A 17,823-nucleotide genomic window follows, 5' to 3' on the forward strand; every position below is an offset into this window, starting at 1 on the left:
CAGTGATTTCTCGAATATGGGTGTGATATGACGGCGCCTCGTCTTTTGATTCTGATGGTCGTGCTCAATGTGCTGATCGTGGCGGGCGGTGTGGGCGTGGCCTACTGGTTGCTCAAACCGGGCCTGAACGCAGCGGGCGACCCGGTATCCGGCCAGGTCGAAATCGTGCCGGAGACGACCGTCGACTATGCCTTCCATCCGGTGGAGAAGATCATCGTCAGCCTGCGCGGGGAAGGGCGCGAGCGTTATTTCGTCCTCGACCTGATGTTGCAGGCCGAGTCCAGCGACGAGCCGAAGGATTTTCAGCAGGCCGAGCCTCTGGTGCGCAACTCGGTGGTTTCCTACCTCTCGACGCTGACCTTTGAGGAGCTGCGCGGCCTGCAGATTGCCGAGTTGCAGACGCGTCTGGAGCAGGCGCTGTTCGCCGACTTCGCCAGCAAGAAGGCCGCGGTGCCCTTCAAGCAGGTGCTGGTCAGCAAGCTGATCGTGCAGTAACCACCATGATCGCAAACCCTGCAATCGACTATGGCTACGAGGCCGAGCCAGCCGGGCATTCGGTGTTCGCGCCGGGTGCCGAGCAGCATTGGCTGATGCAGTACCTACCGCTGGTCAAGCGCATCGTCCGGCAACTGTCGCTGCAGGCCAACCAGGTCCTGGATCGAGAAGACATGGAGCAGATCGGCCTGATGGGGCTGCTCGAAGGGCTGCGTCGCTATGGCGTTCCGGACGAGCAGTTCGGGCCTTTCGCGGCGCTGCGCATCCGGGGCGCGATTCTGGATGAACTGCGCCGCCAGGATTGGCGTCCGCGCCAGGTTCGCCAGCAGGTGCACAAGGTCCGTGATGCCATTCGGGGCCTGGCCCGGCAACTCGGTCGGCAGCCGACCGACGAGGAAATCCGCAGTCATGCCGGCCTTACCGATGCGCAGTACCAGGACTTCCTCTGGGCCGATTCCTCCGAAGCCATCGAGAGCCTGGATGAGCTGCTGCAGGCCGGACAGGAATCCTTTGCTGACGGCGGCGACGGCCTGGAGGAGCGCTTCGTCAAGGAGCGCCTGCTGACCCAGGCGCTGAGCCGCCTGGACGAGCGCGAGCGGCTGGTACTGACGCTTTATTACCAGCATGAGCTGAGCCTGAAAGAAATCGCGCTGGTGCTCGAGGTGAGCGACGCGCGGGTCTGCCAGCTCAGCAAGCAGGCCATCGCCAAAGCCTGCCGTTTTCTCACGGACCGCCAGTAGCGGTCGATATCCAGGCGCGGCGCCCGCCGCCATGCGTTCAACAGTCTGCCCACCAACGGAAGTAGTCATCGTCATGCAGAAATTTATAGGAGCCTTGATCATCATCGCCTGCGTCCTGGGCGGCTACGCCATGGCCAACGGTGATATGCGCGTGCTCTGGCAGCCGGCAGAGGTGGTGATCATCCTGGGGGCCGCGCTTGGCAGTCTGGTGGTCGGCAACCCCAAGGAAGTGCTGATCGAGATGCTGCATCAGATCAAGGGGGTTTTCGTCTACCAGCGCCGTGGTGAGGAGTTCCAGCGTCAGCTCCTGATGCTGCTTTACGAACTGCTGGAGATGGTCGATGTGGGCGGCCTCAAGGTGCTCGATTCGCACATCGAGGAGCCGGAAAGCAGCGAGCTGTTCGCTCGCTATCCGCTAATCCTCAAGGAAAAGAACCTGATGGCGTTCATCGCCGACAACTTTCGCCTGATGGCGATGGGCAAGATCAGCGCCCACGAACTCGAAGGCTTCCTCGAGCAGGAGTTGGAAGCGATGGAGCACGCCCTGCTGCAGCCGGCGCGCTCGCTGCACAAGATCGGCGAGGCGATGCCCGGGTTCGGCATCCTCGCGGCGATCATGGGCATCATCATCACCATGGGCAGCATCGGCGGCTCGGTCGCTGAAATTGGCGCCCATGTGGCGGCAGCGCTGGTGGGCACCTTCCTCGGTATTTTCTTCTGCTACTGCCTGATGGACCCGCTTTCCAACGCCATGAGTCAGCGCATCAAGACCGAACTCTCCGCACTTGAATGCGTGCGTACCACCCTGGTCGCCCATGTGGCCGGCAAGCCCACGCTGCTGGCGGTCGACGCTGGCCGCAAGCTGATCGAGCAGGACGTCAAACCCGCCTTCAAACAGCTCGAGGTCTGGGTCAACCAGTACGAGGAAGAAAGGGACGCCGCATGAAGAGCCGGGCCGGCAAGGATCACGAAGTCACCATCGTCAAGCGCCGCGGCAAGAAGGGCCATGGCGATGAGCACGGCGGTGCCTGGAAGGTGGCCTTCGCGGATTTCACCCTGGCGATGATGGCGCTGTTCATGGTGCTGTGGATCATCCAGCCGCAGATCGACCAGTCCAACCCCTCGTTCGGGCAGATGGACACCAACCCGATCGTCGACGGCGGCGCCGGTATCTTCGACGGCAACAGCACCACGCCGCTTGATCTGGACGGCGTGCCGCTGCCGGTCCCTCAGGCGCGGCCGGACAATGGCCAGGCCGAAAGCGATCAGTCAGGGAGCAGGCGCTACAGCTCGGAGGCGGAGATGCAGTCGCTGGCCGATCTGATGCGCGAAGTGGCCGAGGAGGTCGATGCGCTGGCCAATATCGAGGTCAATGTAGTGCCGCAGGGGTTGCGTATCCTGATCAAGGACGACCAGCAGCGCTTCATGTTCCAGCGCGGCAGTGCGACGCTCAATCCGCATTTTAGCAAGCTCCTCGCCGTGCTTTCCGGGGTGCTGGCCAAGGTCGAGAACAAACTGATCATCAGCGGCCATACCGATGCCACGCCATACCGCCTGGCGTCGGGCTACGACAACTGGAATCTTTCCGGTGACCGTGCGCTACGAGCGCGCAACGTGCTGGTGGCGGGCGGTCTGCCGGAACGTTCGGTACTGCAGGTCTCGGCCCAGGCCGACGTCATGCCGCTGCGTCCGGACGAACCCGAGAACGGCGCCAACCGCCGTGTCGAAATCCTGCTGCTCACCGATGCGGCCGAAGCGCTGTATCGCGAGCTGTTCGGCGAGGGATACGAGCAGGTGCGCTTCACCGAGAGCGGTGCCCGTTACCGTAGCGGCGCGAGCCAGCCGTAACCGTCATTGGAAAGGGTGCTGCGCAGGCAGGGCGGCTGGTCTGTGTGAGGTAGGCGCGGGGTCCGGCGCGCTCCAGTGGGGAGGCAAGGCGAGCGGGACGGGGCGGTCAGAGCAGGTCGGCGCGGTTGTCGGCGCAATAGACCTGCTGGGTTTCAACCCCGTAGAAGCAGGCCCCGACGCGCTCGAAGGTGATCTGGGCGCCCTTGTGGCGTCCATAGAGCAGGTTGAACAACAATTCATCGTCGAGTTCTGTCTCCTCGGAAAGACCCGAAATCTCCCCGGCTTCGACATGCAGCCTGATGCGCCCGCGCAGATCGGTCTCGACCCTTCCGGAGGCTTCCAGGATGGCGGGCGCCTTGCGGGTCATCGAGTAGAACCGACCATTGCTGAACACCACGCTATGGCTGACGTTGAGCACTTCACCGCTGCCCGTAACCACTTGCCCTGCCGAGGTGTAGCGGCCGTCGAGGCTCGATGGCGCCACATAGCTGGCCGTGGCCACGAAAGCCCAGAACAGCAGCGCCGCCGGGACCATCACCAGTAACAGAAGCTTGCCTGCCGCGCCGGTTTCGCTGTGGTGGTTCATTTCAGGCATCCTTGAAGTTGCTCATCGGCGACCGAATTCAGCCGGCTCTTGTGTACTTTTAACCAATTGATGCTGCCGTCAGGTTGCAGGCAACGAATTTCGTAGAAGCCGGGCGACATATTGACGATCAGTCGAGCCGGTTTGTCGGTGAGTTGGGCGATGTTCTCTACCAGGCTGCGGGTGTCGGCGACGAGCCTCTCCAGCAGACGGTCGGTGCTTTCCACGTAAAGCACGTGCAGCGGACCAAGGTCCAGGCTGTGGGTGAAGCTGCCCGCGTTCGGGGACGGCAGCCGGACGAAGGCCAGCGCGCCGGCCGCGACCAGCATCAACGCGGCGAAACCGGAAAACCAGTGCATCGCCCGCGAGCGCCGAGGCGCGGCGATGGCTTCCATCACGCGAGGCTCTGCCGGTTGTGCCGGTTCCGCAGGACGCTCGGCTTCGTCCGTCGCGGGCGGGGGTGTTTGGCCTGCTCCGAGAAACTGGGGATTGAACAGGTAACCACGCCGTGGAAGGGTCTGGATGATGCGGTTGCCGTCGTCGGACAGGCATTGGCGCAGCGTGTAGATCTGCTGGTTCAGGCTGCCCTGGCTGACCACCCGGTTCTCCCAGGCGTAGGCCAGCAACTCGTCACGCGAGACCACATCCCCGCAATTTGCCAATAGGCGCTCCAGCACGCGGCTGCCCGAGAAGCCGAGATCGACGCTTTGTGCCTCGTCATCACCTATCTCCAGGCGATACAGCGTGGGATAGAAACGTACGGTCTGACCGGCGAGTCCGGTTTTCAGGGACAGGCAGCGAGCGGCACCCGGAGCCGGGGGAGCGTTGTCTGTAATCATGGAAGCCCGAAACTACAAGAGGGGACTGGAAAATGACCGGACGGTCCGGCGATATATTGGCGTCAGGATTTTGATGTTACAAGCCTTGTTTTTCGCCGCTGGTCGTTTTCTGCTCGATTGAGGTCGCGGTTTGAGGTAGCGCCGGAGAGGCATTGAGGTGCGGAAGGCTATCGGCGGACAGCGCCGATTTCTGACGTGCAACCGACAAACGGTCGCCGATTTGGAAATGAAAACGCCCCGGCAAGCCGGGGCGTTTTTCGTGCAGCGAGGCCGATTGGACGGCCGTCTGGCACGGCTTAGCCGAGCAGGGACATGACCATGCTGGGCATCTGACCGGCTTGCTTGAGCATGGAGATGCCGGACTGCATGAGCATGGAGTTCTTGCTCATGTTGGCGCTTTCGACGGCGAAGTCGGCGTCCATGATGCGACCCTTGGCCATGTCGGTGTTGTCCTTCATGTTGGCCAGGTTGTTGTTGGTGTGGTTGAGGCGGTTGATATTGGCACCGAACTGAGCGCGGACTGCACCGATGTCGTTCAGGGTGGTTTCAAGCGCGTCGAGGGCTGCTTGAGCAGTAGCCGCGTCCGCCAGAGTCTCGTCACCGGCATAGTCGGTGGCGGGGTCGAAAGTGCCGAAATCAATGGTCAGTTCCAGGCTCTCAGCGGAGCTGGCGCCGATCTGGAAGGTGACGGCATCGGTGCCATTGAACTTGCCATTCTCTCCGAAGAGGTTGTCGCCGGCATACTTGGTGTTGCTGTAGATGTTGGTCATCTCAGCAGCCAACTCGTTGTATTCGGCAGCCAGCGCCTCGCGGTCGCTAGCCGAGTTTGTATCGTTCGCGGCCTGGGTAGCCAGGTCCTTCATGCGCTGGACGATGTCGGTCATCTCGCTGAACGCGCCTTCGGCGGTTTGCAGCATGGAAACGGAGTCGCCGACGTTACGCATGGCGACGCCCATGCCACGGCTCTGGGCGTTCAGGCGAGTGGCGATCTGCAGGCCAGCCGCGTCATCGGCAGCCGAGTTGATGCGCAGGCCAGTGCCCAGGCGCTGCTGGTTGGTGGCCAGGGCGCTGTTGAACTTGTTCAGGCTGGTCTGGGTGGTCAGGGCGGATTGGTTGGTATGAATGGACAGGGCCATGATGATTCCTTCGTGCGAGTGGGCGTTTGGGAGCTGGCTTCGACTGCCTGCTGAAGGGGTAAGGCGACACCTTCGAACGATGGATTAAGTACTGACGCCAAATTTTTTTACCTGACCGGCTACGCCCGCCGTGCTACTGCCAGCACATCCTAGAAGGTGCTGCTGACCACCCCATCCTCCACCACCTTGGCATCGATCACGTTCTGACTGCGCAGGTTGCGAACCCGGATCACGTCGCCGGGGCGGCCGTCAGCCAGCGCCTCGCCACTGGCCGAGGCTTCGATGCCGTCCTGGCTGGCGACGATCTTCACCGGCTGCCCGCGCCTGACGGCCAGGGTCTCGGCCAGCAAGGCCGGGGTCAGCAGTTGGTTGGGACGTATCCGACGCTTGGCGTCCATGCCGACCACCTCCTCCAGGCGGTTGAAGAAGCCGCGGTTGGCCCTGGCGATGTTCAGCGGTTCCAGCTTTACGTCGCCTGCGCCAATGGTCTGGCCGCGCTCGATGATGCCCAGGGCGTGAGCGGCCGGCAGCAGCGCGTTCGCCTGGCTGTTGAGTGACAGCGACCAGCCGCCAGTCCCGGGGCAGGACACTTCGAGCCGCTGGCGGTCCAGGGGCGAGGCCGCCGGCCCGGTCGGCCTCACTCGCAGTGAGCGGCTGCACGGCGACAAGCTGGCAGCGCGTGGCGGCAGGTCGGTGGCATGGCTCACGCGCAGCCCCTGCCAGCCCTGGCGTTTCGCTTCGAGTTCCAGCGCCTGACGCAGGTGAGTCTCTACGGCGAAGTTGATCTGCTCGGCAGCACTCGCAGCGGCCCGTGCTTCGCAGGTGCCCAGGGCGAGCAGCAGCAAGGCAGCGGAAACGGCTTTTCCCCTTGCCCGGTCCCGCCAGGCGCCAAGCGGAAGCGGGGCGCCCGAGCGAGGCCGGCATTTATGATTTTTATCTTTGAAAATCAAAGGATTATCCATCTTTATGATCTAGGCATGGTTCCTGCAAATGGCTCCTGCAAAGAGCGGCGAACGCTATTTCTGACCACTCGGCATTTCCAGGGTAAGGCCAATGAGTATACGGATCGACGACACCTTGAACGTCCATGCGCGCGCGCTGGGGCTGCGTATGCAGCGCAGCGAGATCCTCGCGGCGAACCTTGCCAATGAGGACACGCCGGGCTTCCAGGCGCGCGACATCGACTTCACCCAGGAGATGCGGCGGCTGGAGGAGTACTCCTCGCGAGTCGCCATCGCCGGTGGCGATCCGCGTCCGCTGTACCGCGTGCCGACCCAGGCTTCCCAGGACGGCAACACCGTCGAGCTGTCGGTCGAGCAAGCGCAGTTCTCGCGCAACTCGATGGATTTCCAGACCAGCCTGACCTTTCTGACCATGAAGTTTCGTGGGCTCAAGCAGGCCATTGAAGGACGCTGATAGATGTCATTCGACTCGATCTACCGCATCGCAGGTTCGGCGATGAACGCCCAGACCGTTCGCCTGAACACCGTCGCCAGCAACCTGGCTAACGCCGACTCGGCCGCTACCAGCGCCGAAGACGTCTATCAGGCGCGCAAGCCGATGTTCGCCGCCGTCTACGAGAACGGCTCGCTGACCCGCAGCGTCGGGCTCGGTGGCGCGCATGTCCAGGTGCTCGATGTGGTGACCTCCGGGCGCGACCCGCAACGTCGTTACGAACCCGGTAATCCGCTGGCCGACCGTGACGGCTACGTCTACTACCCCGACGTCAACGAGATCGAGGAGATGACCGACATGATGTCCGCCACGCGCAGCTTCGAGACCAGCGTCGAGGTGCTCAACCGCGTCAAGAGCATGCAGCAGGGCCTGCTACGGCTGGGGGAATCCTGATGAGCAGCGTGAGCAATGACCTGGGCGCGAACGCGCTGACCACTCCCTCGACCGGCCTACCGAAGCAGGCGGTCAACGTCAGCGATGCCATGCAGATGGAGAACAACTTCATCAGCCTGATGGTCGCCCAGATCAAGTACCAGGATCCGACCAGCCCGGTGGACAGCACCGAGTTCCTCAACCAGTTCTCGGCCATGTCCCAGGTCAAGAGCATGGAGAACATGGCCAGCCTGTCGCAGAGCAACCTGGTGTTGCTGGACAACCTGCAGACCCTGACCGCCGCCGGCCTGGTCGGCCAGCAGGTCACCGTTTCGGTCGACTCGCTGGAGCTGTCCGATCAGCCGCTCAGCGGCCAGTTCCAGTTGGCCCATGCTTCGGGCAGCACGGTGCTGCAGCTGACCGATGCCAATGGCCTGAAGACGGATATCAAGCTCGGCCCGCAAAGCGCCGGTAGCGTCGCGTTCGAGGTCGATCCAGGTGCGCTCGGACTGGCACCGGGGCGTTATGCCGTCGAGATCAAGACCGAAACCGGCGAGTTCCCGCCGATCGAGGTTGCCGGCCTGGTCAGCCACGTCCGTGTCAGTGCTGAAGGGCCCGTGCTGGACGTGAAGGGCGCCGGGTCGGTGCCGTTCTACAAGATCCTCGAATTCGGCCGCAGCGACGGCGCAGTCCTTTAAGCCGCTCGCCAGCGGACCTTCCTCTTAGCAGATCGAGACCCTCGCCATGAGCTTCAACATTGCCCTGACCGGTCTTTCGGCCGTCAACGAACAACTCAACACCATCGGCAACAACATCGCCAACTCCGGCACCGTCGGTTTCAAATCCTCGCGTACCGACTTCGGCAGCCTCTACGCCGATAGCCAAGCGATGGGTGTCGAGGTGCTCGGCAGCACCCAGAGCATCAGCCAGGGCGGCGCGCTGACCACCACCAACCGTACGCTCGACCTGGCGATTTCCGGCGGCGGCTTCTTTGTCACTCGTGCCAGCAACGGCGACATCGCCTACACCCGCGCCGGCGTGTTCGGCACCGATGCGTCCAACAACATCGTCAACAGCCAGGGCCAGCGCCTGCAGGGCTACCCCACCGATGCCGCGGGCAACCTGCAGACCGGTACCGTCGCCGACCTGAGCCTGCAGGCCGGCAGCCTGCCCGCCAAGGCCACCGACTCGATCGCCTTCGTCGCCAACCTCAACGCCAACCAGGACGTGCCGGCGACCGCCGTGTTCGATCCACAGGACGCGACCAGCTACAACTCCACCTACACCACCAAGGTGTACGACTCCCTCGGTCGCGAACACACCCTGACCCAGTACTTCGCCAAGACCGGCGACAACACCTGGGACGCCCACTATTACCTCGACGGCGCGGCCATCGGCGGTCCCGACGCGCTGACCTTCAGCACCGCCGGCCAGCTCACCGCGCCGGTCGGGGCGGTCAATCTCACGGCCACGCTGCCGGGTGTCGATGCCCTGAACATCGCGCTCGACTACAGCGGCAGCAGCCAGTACGGCTCTGAATTCATGGTGACCACCAACCGTCCGACCGGCTATTCGGCGGGCGAGCAGACCGGCATGACGGTGGAGAGCGACGGCAAGATCTACGCCAGCTACAGCAACGGCCAGCGCCTGCTGCAGGGCCAGGTGGTCCTGGCCAGTTTCGTCAACGCCGAGGGCCTGAAGAACATCAGCGGCACCGCCTGGACCGAAACCGCCGCCTCCGGTAACGCACTGATCGGCGCGCCGGGTGTCGGCCAGTTCGGCAGCCTGGTGGCAGGCGCCCTGGAAAGCTCCAACGTCGACCTCACCCAGCAGCTGGTGGGCCTGATGGAAGGCCAGCGCAACTACCAAGCCAACACCCAGGTCATTTCCACGAACAAGGAACTGACCCAGGTGCTGTTCAACGCGATCTGAGGCTGACCGATGGACCGTCTGGGATACACCGCGATGACCGCCGCCAGCCGCACGATGATGTCGCTGCAGGTGCGCTCCAACAACCTGGCCAACGTCAACACTCCGGGCTTTCGCGCCGACATGGAGCGTGCCCTGGCGGTGAAGGTCGAGGGCTACGGCTACGACAGCCGGCACATGGCGCTGGTGCAGAACAATGGCGTGAACCTCGCGCCGGGGCCACTGATGAGCACCGGCCGCGAACTCGACTTCGCGGTCAAGGGCCCGGGCCTGATCGCCCTGCAGGACGGCGACGGCGAGGTCTACACCCGCCACGGCAGCATGCAGCTCGACGCCGAGGGTCGCCTGACCCTCAACGGCCGCGCGGTGCTCGGCGAGGGTGGCCCGATCGTGCTGCCCGAGCACGACCGTATGGAAATCGGTAACGACGGCCTGGTGTCGATCATGGCGCCGGGCGACTACCTGATGGCCGAGGTCGACCGGATCCGCCTGGTGGACGTGCCGGCCGAAGCCTTGATGAAGAACGAGGCGGGCCTGCTGGTGACCCACAACGGCGAGCCGGCGCCAGCGTTCGAGGACGGTCGGCTGGTCAGCGGCTTTCTCGAAGGCAGCAACGTGTCGGCGATCGACGAGCTGGCCTCGACCATGAGCCTGAACCGCCTGTTCGAAACTCAGGTAAAGATGATGAAAGCCGCCGAGGACCTCTCCGACGCGGGCAATCGAATGATTCGCGGCAGCTGATCGGAGAGAAACGACTATGAATTCGGCACTTTGGGTCAGCAAGACCGGCCTCGCGGCGCAGGACAAGGCCATGTCGACCGTCGCCAACAACCTGGCGAACGTCAACACCAACGGCTTCAAGAGCGATCGGGCGGTCTTCGAAGACCTGTTCTACACCATCGAAAAGCAACCCGGCGCCCAGGCCGACGTGGTCAACACCGTACCGTCCGGCATTCAGCTCGGTAGCGGCGTGCGCGTCGCCGGGACCCAGAAGGTGTTCACCGAAGGCAGCATCCAGACCACCGGCCAGCCGATGGACCTGGCGATCGTCGGTCGCGGCTTCTTCCAGGTCGAGTCGCCCAACGGCGACCTCTACTACACCGAGAACGGCCAGTTCCAGCTCAACGCCGAAGGGATGATCGTCAACGCCCAGGGCCTGCCCCTGGCGCCGGCCATCGAAGTGCCCGAAGGCAGCAGTGGCTTCACCGTCGGCAGCGACGGCATCGTCACCGCGGTGCTGGCGGGCGACACGCTGCCGTCGGAGCTGGGGCAGATCACGTTGGTCAACTTCGTCAATCCGGCCGGCCTCGAGGCTCTGGGTGGAAACCTCTACCGCGAGACCGTGGCCAGCGGTGAGCCGGTCGAGGGCGTGCCAGGCGAAGAAGGACTCGGCCAGCTCAAGCAGGGTGTGCTCGAAGGCTCCAACGTGCAGGTGGTCGAGGCCATGGTGGCGATGATCGCCATTCAGCGCGCCTACGAGGCCAACGCCAAGGTGCTGGACGCCGCCAGCGGCATGCAGCAGTTCCTCAACCAGACCGTCTGAGCCCGATCATGCGCAAGGCACTCCTGTTCGGCCTGTTGGCGACGCTCGCCGGTTGCGCCAGCTTCCACGAGATCATTCCCGAGGACGATTCGGCGCTCTACCAGCCGCCGGATCTGGACTACACGCCGCCGCCCACCGTCGCCGGCGGCCTGTTCCGCCAGGGCTACGCCAGCGCCCTGACCCACGACCGCCGCGCGGTGCGGGTGGGCGACATACTGACCATCGTGCTCGACGAGTCGACCCAGTCGAGCAAGAGTGCCGGGACCAGCTTCGGCAAGTCCTCCAGCATCGGCGTGCCGGTACCCAAGGTGCTGGGCCGCGAGTATCCGGACATCGAAACCTCAGTGGGCGGCGAGCGCGATTTCAACGGCGCGGCCAAGAGTTCGCAGCAGAACACCCTGCGCGGCTCCATCGCCGTCACCGTGCACCAGGTGCTGCCCAGCGGCGTGCTGGTGGTCAAGGGCGAAAAGGCCCTGCGCCTGAACCAGGGTGACGAGTTCATCCGCCTCACCGGTCTGGTGCGGATCGACGACATCAACCGCAGCAACCAGGTGTCTTCGCAGAACGTGGCCAACGCGCGCATCTCCTACGCCGGACGCGGCGTGCTCAACGACAGCAACTCGGCCGGCTGGCTGACGCGCTTCTTCAGCTCACCCCTGTTCCCGATCTGATGGAGACCGGCATGCGTGCTTCCTTCAAATTCCTGCTGGCTGGCGCCGTGCTGGCCTGGCTGCCGGTCGCGGGCGCCGTGCCGCTGATGGACCTGGTGGACATCGAGGGCATCCGCGGCAACCAGCTGATCGGTTACGGTCTGGTGGTCGGCCTGGATGGCACCGGTGACAAGAACCAGGTCAGGTTCACCAGCCAGTCGGTGGGCAACATGCTCAAGCAATTCGGCGTGAACCTGCCGGACAAGGTCGATCCCAAGCTCAAGAACGTCGCGGCGGTGACCGTCACCGCGAACCTGCCGCCGTCCTACAGCCCCGGCCAGACCCTGGACGTCACGGTGTCGTCCCTGGGCGATGCCAAGAGCCTGCGAGGCGGCACCCTGCTGATGACCCAACTGCAGGGTGTCGACGGCGAAACCTATGCGCTGGCCCAGGGCAACCTCGTCGTCGGCGGGCTCAACGCCTCGGGTCAGAGCGGCTCCAGCGTGGCGATCAACAGCGCCAACGCGGGCCTGATTCCCAACGGCGCGACCGTCGAACGCGAGATCCCCACCGATTTCACCGAGCGCCCCGACGTGATGCTCAACCTGCGCCAGCCGAGCTTCCAGACCGTCACCCGGGTGGTCGATGCGGTGAATGAATTCTTCGGCCCTGGCACCGCCAGCGCGCTCAACGCCACCAAGGTCTCGCTGCGCGCACCGGTGAGCCCGACCCAGCGCATGAGCTTCATGGCCCTGCTCGAAGGGCTGGAGGTGGAGGAAGGGCGGACCCGGCCGAAGGTCGTGTTCAACAGCCGTACCGGCACCGTGGTGGTGGGCCAGGGCGTGCGCGTGAAGGCGGCCGCCGTGGCCCATGGCACCCTGACCGTGACCATCAGCGAGCGCCCGCAGGTCAGCCAGCCGGGTCCGTTCTCGGGCGGCCAGACGGCGGTGACGCCGCAATCGGACGTCGCCGTCGAGCAGGAACGCAATGCGATGTTCGAGTGGCCCGAGGGCGCCAACCTGGAAAGCATCATCAATACGGTCAACAGCCTGGGCGCCACCCCCGACGACGTGATGAGCATTCTCCAGGCGCTTGAGCGTGCCGGCGCGCTGAACGCCGAACTGGTCGTGATCTAAAGAAGGCCCCATGAGCATCGTTTCTCTCCCGCAGCACTTCAATGCCCAGCGCGTCCGTGGCGAGAGCCCGGCGGCGGCGCGGCGCCAGCAGCTCGAAGCGGTTTCCGAGCAGTTCGAGGCGCTGTTCCTGCAGCAGATCCTCAAGCAGATGCGCAAGGCCAGCGACGTGCTGGGTGCCGGTAACCCGATGCGCAGCCGCGAGCTGGACACCATGCGCGACTTCTATGACGAAGTGCTGGCCCAGACGCTGGCCGGCAAGCGTCAGACGGGTATCGCCGACATGCTGGTGCAGCAACTCGGCGGCGGCGCCGACCTGGTCGCCGCGCAAGCCCCGGCCTCCGGAACCCTGCCCGGCAGGTCCCAGGGCGCCAGCCTGCACAGCATCGGCCGCTCCGTTCAGCGCGGTGTCGAGGCGCTGGACATGGCCTGGACCCGCGGCAAGGAAGGCTTCAGGGCGCTAGTCGACAGCGTGATCAAGCACGAGTCCAGTGGCAACATCGCCGCCGTTTCGGCCAAGGGCGCCCGGGGCCTGATGCAGCTGATGCCCGGCACGGCGCGCGACATGGCCGCCGAACTCGGTCTGCCCTACAGCGAAGCGCGGCTGACCGAGGACGCCGAGTACAACAAGCGCCTGGGCAGCGCCTACCTGAACAAGATGCTCGACCGTTACGACGGTCACCAGGCCCTGGCCCTGGCCGCCTACAACGCCGGGCCCGGCAAGGTGGACGAATGGCTCAAGACGCTGGGCGATCCGCGTACCGGCGAAATCGGCACCGCGGCCTGGGTGCAGAAGATTCCCTACCAGGAAACCCGCAACTACACCCGCAACATCCTCGGCGACCTGCAGGCCGCCGCCGCGCGGCCGCGAGCGGAGCAGGCCCAAATGACCCTCGATACGACGCCACGCTGGTCGCAGCAGGCCCGTGTCGGCCTGGAGTCGGCCGAACGGCTGAAGAACGCCGAGCTGATCGCCGTGAGTCAGGGCAAGCGGCTGGTGATCGACGAAGCCGATTCGGACGATGCGGCGCTTAAGTCCGCGCCCGATCCGGTCGCCCTGTTCAGGAATCAGCATCCCGTCGCGGCGCCGGGCGGTCATCAATCGGTCGCATTCGCCCAGCCGATCCGCATCGAGAAGGAAATCCTGTCGTGAGCATTTTGAGTCAGATCGGCTACAGCGGTGTGCGCGCCTCGCAACTGGCGATGACCTCGACCAGCCAGAACATCGCCAACGTCAACACCCCCGGCTTCAGCCGGCTCTCGCCAGAGCTGCGCTCGGTCGCAGGCCTGAGTGGCTCGAACATCGGTTCCGGCGTTCAGGTCACCAGCATTCGCCGTCTGGCCAACGAGTTCCAGACCCAGCAACTCTGGCGCGCCACCACCGAGCAGAACTATTTCAGCACCACCCAGCAGTACCTGACGTCGCTCGAAGGCCTGCTCGCTGCCGAAGGTTCGAGCATCAGCGTCGGTCTGGACAACTTCTTCGCGGCGCTCAGCGAAGCGAGCTCGACGCCCGAATCCAGTGCCCTGCGCCAGCAGATACTGGGCGAGGCCAAGCAGCTCGCGCAGCGCTTCAACGGCCTCAACGGCAACATCGGTACGCAGATCACCGCGCTGCAGGGCCAGCGCACCGCCATGGTCAGCGAGATGAACGGGCTGGCCGGCAACATCGCCGCGCTGAACAAGCAGATCACCGAACTCGAATCCACCGGCAGCGACACCGCGACCCTGCGCGACTATCGCGAGAACCTGGTCAAGGATCTGAGCCAGTACGCCGGCATCCGCGTACAGGAAATGGGCGATGGCTCGCTCAGCGTGTCGCTCGCCAACGGGCAGCCGCTGGTCGCCGGCGGCACGGCGGGGGAGCTGCGGATCGAGAACACCGTCGACGGTCGCCAGGACGTCTCGCTGGTGTTCGCCAAGACCACCTTCCCGCTGGCACAGGACGGGCTCGGCGGCTCGCTCGGCGGTCTTCACGACGCCGAATACGGCGACCTGCGCCCGGCCCAGGCAGAGCTTCACGAGATGGCGTCGGCGTTGTCGCAGATGGTCAACGAGACCCTGGCGGACGGCTTCGATCTCGACGGCAATCCCGGCCAGCCGCTGTTCGTCTACGACCCCGACAGCACCAGCGGCATGCTCGGCGTGAGCGCCCTGAAACCCTCGGAGCTGGCGTTCTCATCCGTGCCTGGCGAAGTCGGCAACAATGAAACGCTGCTGGGTCTCTTGGAGATCAAGAACCGCCGTATCGACGTCGGCGGCAATCAGGTCGCACTCAATGAAGGCTACGCCGTCCTGGTGGGTCGCGTGGCCAGCGGCAGTCGCCAGAACCAGGCCGACCTGGCTGCCGCCACCACGCTTACCGGGCAGGCCCAGGCGCAGCGTGACAGCGTCAGCGCGGTGAACCTGGACGAGGAAGCAGTCAACCTCATGACCTACCAGCAGGCCTACCAGGCCAACCTGAAGGTCATCAGCACCTCCAACGACCTGTTCAGCGCCGTTCTGGCGATGTTCTGACGCGCGTAAGCGGATAGACGAGACTTACACCCATGCGGATCTCCAACGCCCAGATCACCGCGCTGATGCACGGCTCGATGAATACCAGTTCCGAAAAGCTCGGCAAGCTGATGCAGCAGATGGCCACCGGCGAGCGGCTGCTGCTGCCGTCGGACGACCCCATCGCCAGCGTGCGCGTGCTGCGCATCCAGCGCGAGGAAGCGAGCCTGGCGCAGTACCGCAGCAACATCGCCAACGTCTCGGGCAACCTGTCGAAGCAGGAAACCAACCTCAAGGCCGCCTCGGATAGCATGCTCAGCGTCCGTGATCTGCTGCTCTGGGCGGCCAACGGTTCGAACACCAGCGAGGATCTGGGCGCCATCGCCAACGAGCTGGACACGCTGGAGAACACAATCCTGAGTTTCGCCAACGTGCGGGACGAGGAGGGTCGCTACCTATTCTCCGGGACGCTGAGCGACCGTCCGGCCATCACCTACGACGAGACCACCGGTCGCTACAACCTCAGCGGCAACGACAAGCACCGCCAGGCGGCGGTCGCCAACGGTGTGCTGGTCGAGGAGAATGTGACCGCGGCGCAAGTGTTCGGCGACGTCTCCATGCTCAACGACCTCAATACGCTGGTGCAGATGCTCAAGGACCCGGCGCTCGATGCCGGCGACCCGGCCGTGCGGGCCCAGATCACCGCCACGCTGGGCAGCCTCGACGCCACCCACGGCGACTTGCTGGGTGCGGTGACCGAGCTGGGCGGACGGCAGAACACCCTGACGCTGCTCACCGACAGCAACGAGGACGTGTCGCTGGTGAACCAGAAAATCGAAGGCGAGCTGTCGCGCCTGGACTACGCCGGCGCGAGCATCGACCTGAACAACTACCAGATGGCGCTGCAGGCAACCCAGAAGACGTACTTGAAGATCAACGAACTGTCCCTGTTCGGGCTGCTCTGACCGAGGTGGTGTGAATGAAGATTGGCAAGCAGCTTCCCGCTGTTTCGACGATCAACCCACAGGATCGCCGCCAGGCGTTGCTGCCCGATGCGCCGTTGCCGAAGGCGCGCGGCGAGCGGGCCGGCAGCGAGCTGCCCGCGGGAACCGCCCGGGGCGGCAAGAAGAACGCCAGCTTCAACCTGCAGCTCAACCAGCAGTTGTCTTCGATGCAGTCGGCCGAAAGCTACCTGACGGACCTGCAGGGCCGCCTTTCGGATCTCAAGCTCAACCTCAGCCGCGAACTCACCGCGCAGTCCCAGGTCGGTGAGCGGGAAGCCATTCGCCAGGGCGTGAAGAAGGTCGGCGAACTGCTCGCGCAGCGCGCCAAACGGTCCGGTAACGCGCTGGATGCGAACCTCAAGCTCCACCTGCATGAGCCGGTTCGTGCACGCTTCAGCCTGCAGGGGCTGGAATCGATCGAAGCCGTTCGCCAATCCGGCAAGGAGACCCTGTTGTTCAGCGGCGGGCGTCAGCTTGCCGAGCCGGTGGCGGTCGTGCTGGACGACAACCTCAGCGACGAGCAGATCCTACGCCGCTTCAACGCCTCGCTGGGGCAGGCCGGTATTCGCGCCGAACTGGCCCAGGGCGGCGAGCTGAAGTTCTCCGCACGTGAGTCCGACTGGCTGCGCCTGAAGGACCAGTTGGGCGTTCAGGGCGAAGGCAAGTTGTTCGCCAAGGGCCAGTACAGCCGGCTGCACAGCGAGCAGGAGCAACTGCTGGCGTTTCCGGATGATCTGCGGCTCGATTCGCTGCGCGAGATGCGTCGCGTGCTCGATTCGGTCGTCGCGGCGCTGGACAAGGTATCGGCCATGCGCGAGCAGCTTGGCCACCGCCAGGAGGAAATCCGTGAATTCCTCGCACGCCAGGCCGACGCCGATGAGCAGGAATGGGCGCTCGCCTATGCCCGCTCGGTCTTCGACCTGATGAACCGTAGCCCGTCGAGCTATGCCGCCGTCACCCAGACCGTGGTCGCCCAGGCCAATATCAGCCGGTTCTCCGTGGTCAGCCTGCTGTCCTGATCCTTCGCGGCCCCTTTGGGGTCTCTTCCCCCCTTCCTTCAGCGTCGATCACTTGCCGTCCCCCGCGGCACCTTCGTGCGGCCCGCTTTTTTTTGAGCGTCACTGTCGATTCATCCCTTCTGCGTTCGACTAGAGGTATCCAGTCATCGGTCGCACGGGGATACCGACGTGAAATACCTCTGCCTGATTCATCTCGATCACGATGCCTTCGCCCGTTTGAGCGGCGCGCAGTGCGTGTCGCTGGCCAGCGAATGCCTGGCCTACCGGGACGATCTTCAGCGTGGGGGGCAACTGATCGCGGCGGGATTTCTCCAGCCGCTGCGCGCGGCGACCTCGCTTCGCCTGCGGGGCACCGATCCTTGCCTCGACGCCGGGCCTTGCCTGCCGGCGCGCGACCCGCTCTGCGGCTTCTACCTGATCGAAGCCACCGACCTCAACGACGCGATCAGGCTCACCGCCCACGCGCCCTCGGCCCGCCATGGCTGCATCGAGATCCGAGCGGTGCATGGCGCCGCGCTACCGCTGCCGTTGCACTGACCACCCCGGCGTCGCCGCCGGCGACGCCTTACACCCGGAGGAAC

General features: G+C 64.6%; 21 protein-coding genes. 17 read left to right on the top strand and 4 right to left on the bottom strand.

Features of this window, described 5'->3' with window-relative positions; all coding sequences use genetic code 11:
* The first annotated feature begins 27 nt into the window (after window positions 1-27).
* The 4 genes from G7026_RS15885 to G7026_RS15900 all read left to right on the top strand — a co-directional run bounded on the left by G7026_RS15885 (window position 28) and on the right by G7026_RS15900 (window position 3,083).
* Entirely contained in the window at window positions 28-495 is a 468-nt protein-coding gene (locus G7026_RS15885) for a flagellar basal body-associated FliL family protein (RefSeq protein ID WP_181071891.1), read from the top strand.
* A gap of 5 nt (window positions 496-500) precedes the next feature.
* Window positions 501-1,235: a FliA/WhiG family RNA polymerase sigma factor gene (locus G7026_RS15890; RefSeq protein WP_181071892.1), complete on the top strand. Its 735-nt coding sequence runs from the start codon at window positions 501-503 to the stop codon at window positions 1,233-1,235.
* 73 nt (window positions 1,236-1,308) lie between these two features.
* Window positions 1,309-2,181, top strand: a complete 873-nt coding sequence (motA, locus tag G7026_RS15895; RefSeq protein WP_181071893.1) for a flagellar motor stator protein MotA — start codon at window positions 1,309-1,311, stop codon at window positions 2,179-2,181.
* A complete protein-coding gene (locus G7026_RS15900) occupies window positions 2,178-3,083 on the top strand; it encodes an OmpA family protein (protein WP_181071894.1) in 906 nt (301 codons plus the stop codon). The genes motA and G7026_RS15900 overlap by 4 nt, the downstream gene beginning before the upstream one ends.
* Before the next feature lie 106 nt (window positions 3,084-3,189).
* On the opposite strand, the gene G7026_RS15905 is transcribed toward G7026_RS15900, so the two are convergent.
* The 4 genes from G7026_RS15905 to flgA form a co-directional block, all read right to left on the bottom strand.
* Window positions 3,190-3,669: a hypothetical protein gene (locus G7026_RS15905; protein WP_181071895.1), complete on the bottom strand. Its 480-nt coding sequence runs from the start codon at window positions 3,667-3,669 to the stop codon at window positions 3,190-3,192.
* Window positions 3,666-4,505: a transcriptional regulator gene (locus G7026_RS15910; RefSeq protein ID WP_181071896.1), complete on the bottom strand. Its 840-nt coding sequence runs from the start codon at window positions 4,503-4,505 to the stop codon at window positions 3,666-3,668. Before G7026_RS15910 ends, G7026_RS15905 begins: the two co-directional genes overlap by 4 nt.
* Before the next feature lie 296 nt (window positions 4,506-4,801).
* Window positions 4,802-5,641, bottom strand: a complete 840-nt coding sequence (lafA, locus tag G7026_RS15915) for a lateral flagellin LafA (protein WP_181071897.1) — start codon at window positions 5,639-5,641, stop codon at window positions 4,802-4,804.
* A 149-nt stretch (window positions 5,642-5,790) separates the two neighbouring features.
* Window positions 5,791-6,486 carry a flagellar basal body P-ring formation chaperone FlgA gene (gene flgA / locus G7026_RS15920; protein WP_258190308.1) on the bottom strand — a complete coding sequence of 232 codons (696 nt, stop codon included), beginning with the start codon at window positions 6,484-6,486 and terminating at the stop codon, window positions 5,791-5,793.
* 208 nt (window positions 6,487-6,694) lie between these two features.
* On the opposite strand from flgA, the gene flgB reads away from it, so the two are divergent.
* The 13 genes from flgB to G7026_RS15985 all read left to right on the top strand — a co-directional run bounded on the left by flgB (window position 6,695) and on the right by G7026_RS15985 (window position 17,779).
* The gene (flgB, locus tag G7026_RS15925) at window positions 6,695-7,057 is read left to right on the top strand and encodes a flagellar basal body rod protein FlgB (RefSeq protein WP_181071899.1); all 363 of its coding nucleotides are present in this window, start codon (window positions 6,695-6,697) and stop codon (window positions 7,055-7,057) included.
* Between the two features lie 3 nt (window positions 7,058-7,060).
* Window positions 7,061-7,489: a flagellar basal body rod protein FlgC gene (gene flgC / locus G7026_RS15930; protein WP_178079138.1), complete on the top strand. Its 429-nt coding sequence runs from the start codon at window positions 7,061-7,063 to the stop codon at window positions 7,487-7,489.
* On the top strand, window positions 7,489-8,166 hold the full coding sequence (locus tag G7026_RS15935) for a flagellar hook capping FlgD N-terminal domain-containing protein (RefSeq protein ID WP_181071900.1): 678 nt from the start codon (window positions 7,489-7,491) through the stop codon (window positions 8,164-8,166). Before flgC ends, G7026_RS15935 begins: the two co-directional genes overlap by 1 nt.
* A 46-nt stretch (window positions 8,167-8,212) precedes the next feature.
* Window positions 8,213-9,400 carry a flagellar hook protein FlgE gene (gene flgE, locus G7026_RS15940; RefSeq protein ID WP_181071901.1) on the top strand — a complete coding sequence of 396 codons (1,188 nt, stop codon included), beginning with the start codon at window positions 8,213-8,215 and terminating at the stop codon, window positions 9,398-9,400.
* Window positions 9,401-9,409: 9 nt separating this feature from the next.
* Window positions 9,410-10,138 (top strand): flagellar basal body rod protein FlgF, encoded by a 729-nt coding sequence (locus G7026_RS15945; protein ID WP_181071902.1) that lies wholly within the window; start codon window positions 9,410-9,412, stop codon window positions 10,136-10,138.
* Between the two features lie 16 nt (window positions 10,139-10,154).
* A complete protein-coding gene (gene flgG / locus G7026_RS15950) occupies window positions 10,155-10,940 on the top strand; it encodes a flagellar basal-body rod protein FlgG (RefSeq protein WP_181071903.1) in 786 nt (261 codons plus the stop codon).
* A gap of 8 nt (window positions 10,941-10,948) precedes the next feature.
* On the top strand, window positions 10,949-11,611 hold the full coding sequence (gene flgH, locus G7026_RS15955; RefSeq protein ID WP_181071904.1) for a flagellar basal body L-ring protein FlgH: 663 nt from the start codon (window positions 10,949-10,951) through the stop codon (window positions 11,609-11,611).
* A gap of 11 nt (window positions 11,612-11,622) precedes the next feature.
* Window positions 11,623-12,726, top strand: coding sequence for a flagellar basal body P-ring protein FlgI (locus tag G7026_RS15960; protein ID WP_181071905.1), 1,104 nt, complete (start codon window positions 11,623-11,625; stop codon window positions 12,724-12,726).
* Between the two features lie 10 nt (window positions 12,727-12,736).
* Window positions 12,737-13,876 (top strand): transglycosylase SLT domain-containing protein, encoded by a 1,140-nt coding sequence (locus G7026_RS15965; RefSeq protein ID WP_181071906.1) that lies wholly within the window; start codon window positions 12,737-12,739, stop codon window positions 13,874-13,876.
* On the top strand, window positions 13,873-15,240 hold the full coding sequence (gene flgK, locus G7026_RS15970) for a flagellar hook-associated protein FlgK (RefSeq protein WP_181071907.1): 1,368 nt from the start codon (window positions 13,873-13,875) through the stop codon (window positions 15,238-15,240). The genes G7026_RS15965 and flgK overlap by 4 nt, the downstream gene beginning before the upstream one ends.
* Window positions 15,241-15,272: 32 nt before the next feature.
* On the top strand, window positions 15,273-16,184 hold the full coding sequence (flgL, locus tag G7026_RS15975; protein ID WP_181071908.1) for a flagellar hook-associated protein FlgL: 912 nt from the start codon (window positions 15,273-15,275) through the stop codon (window positions 16,182-16,184).
* 14 nt (window positions 16,185-16,198) lie between these two features.
* Complete coding sequence (locus G7026_RS15980; RefSeq protein ID WP_181071909.1) at window positions 16,199-17,242, top strand: hypothetical protein; 1,044 nt, start codon at window positions 16,199-16,201, stop codon at window positions 17,240-17,242.
* Between the two features lie 168 nt (window positions 17,243-17,410).
* A complete protein-coding gene (locus tag G7026_RS15985) occupies window positions 17,411-17,779 on the top strand; it encodes a YciI family protein (protein ID WP_181071910.1) in 369 nt (122 codons plus the stop codon).
* Window positions 17,780-17,823: the final 44 nt, after the last annotated feature.

This window comes from Stutzerimonas azotifigens, from assembly GCF_013522725.1.
Classification (GTDB): Bacteria; Pseudomonadota; Gammaproteobacteria; order Pseudomonadales; family Pseudomonadaceae; genus Stutzerimonas; species Stutzerimonas azotifigens_A.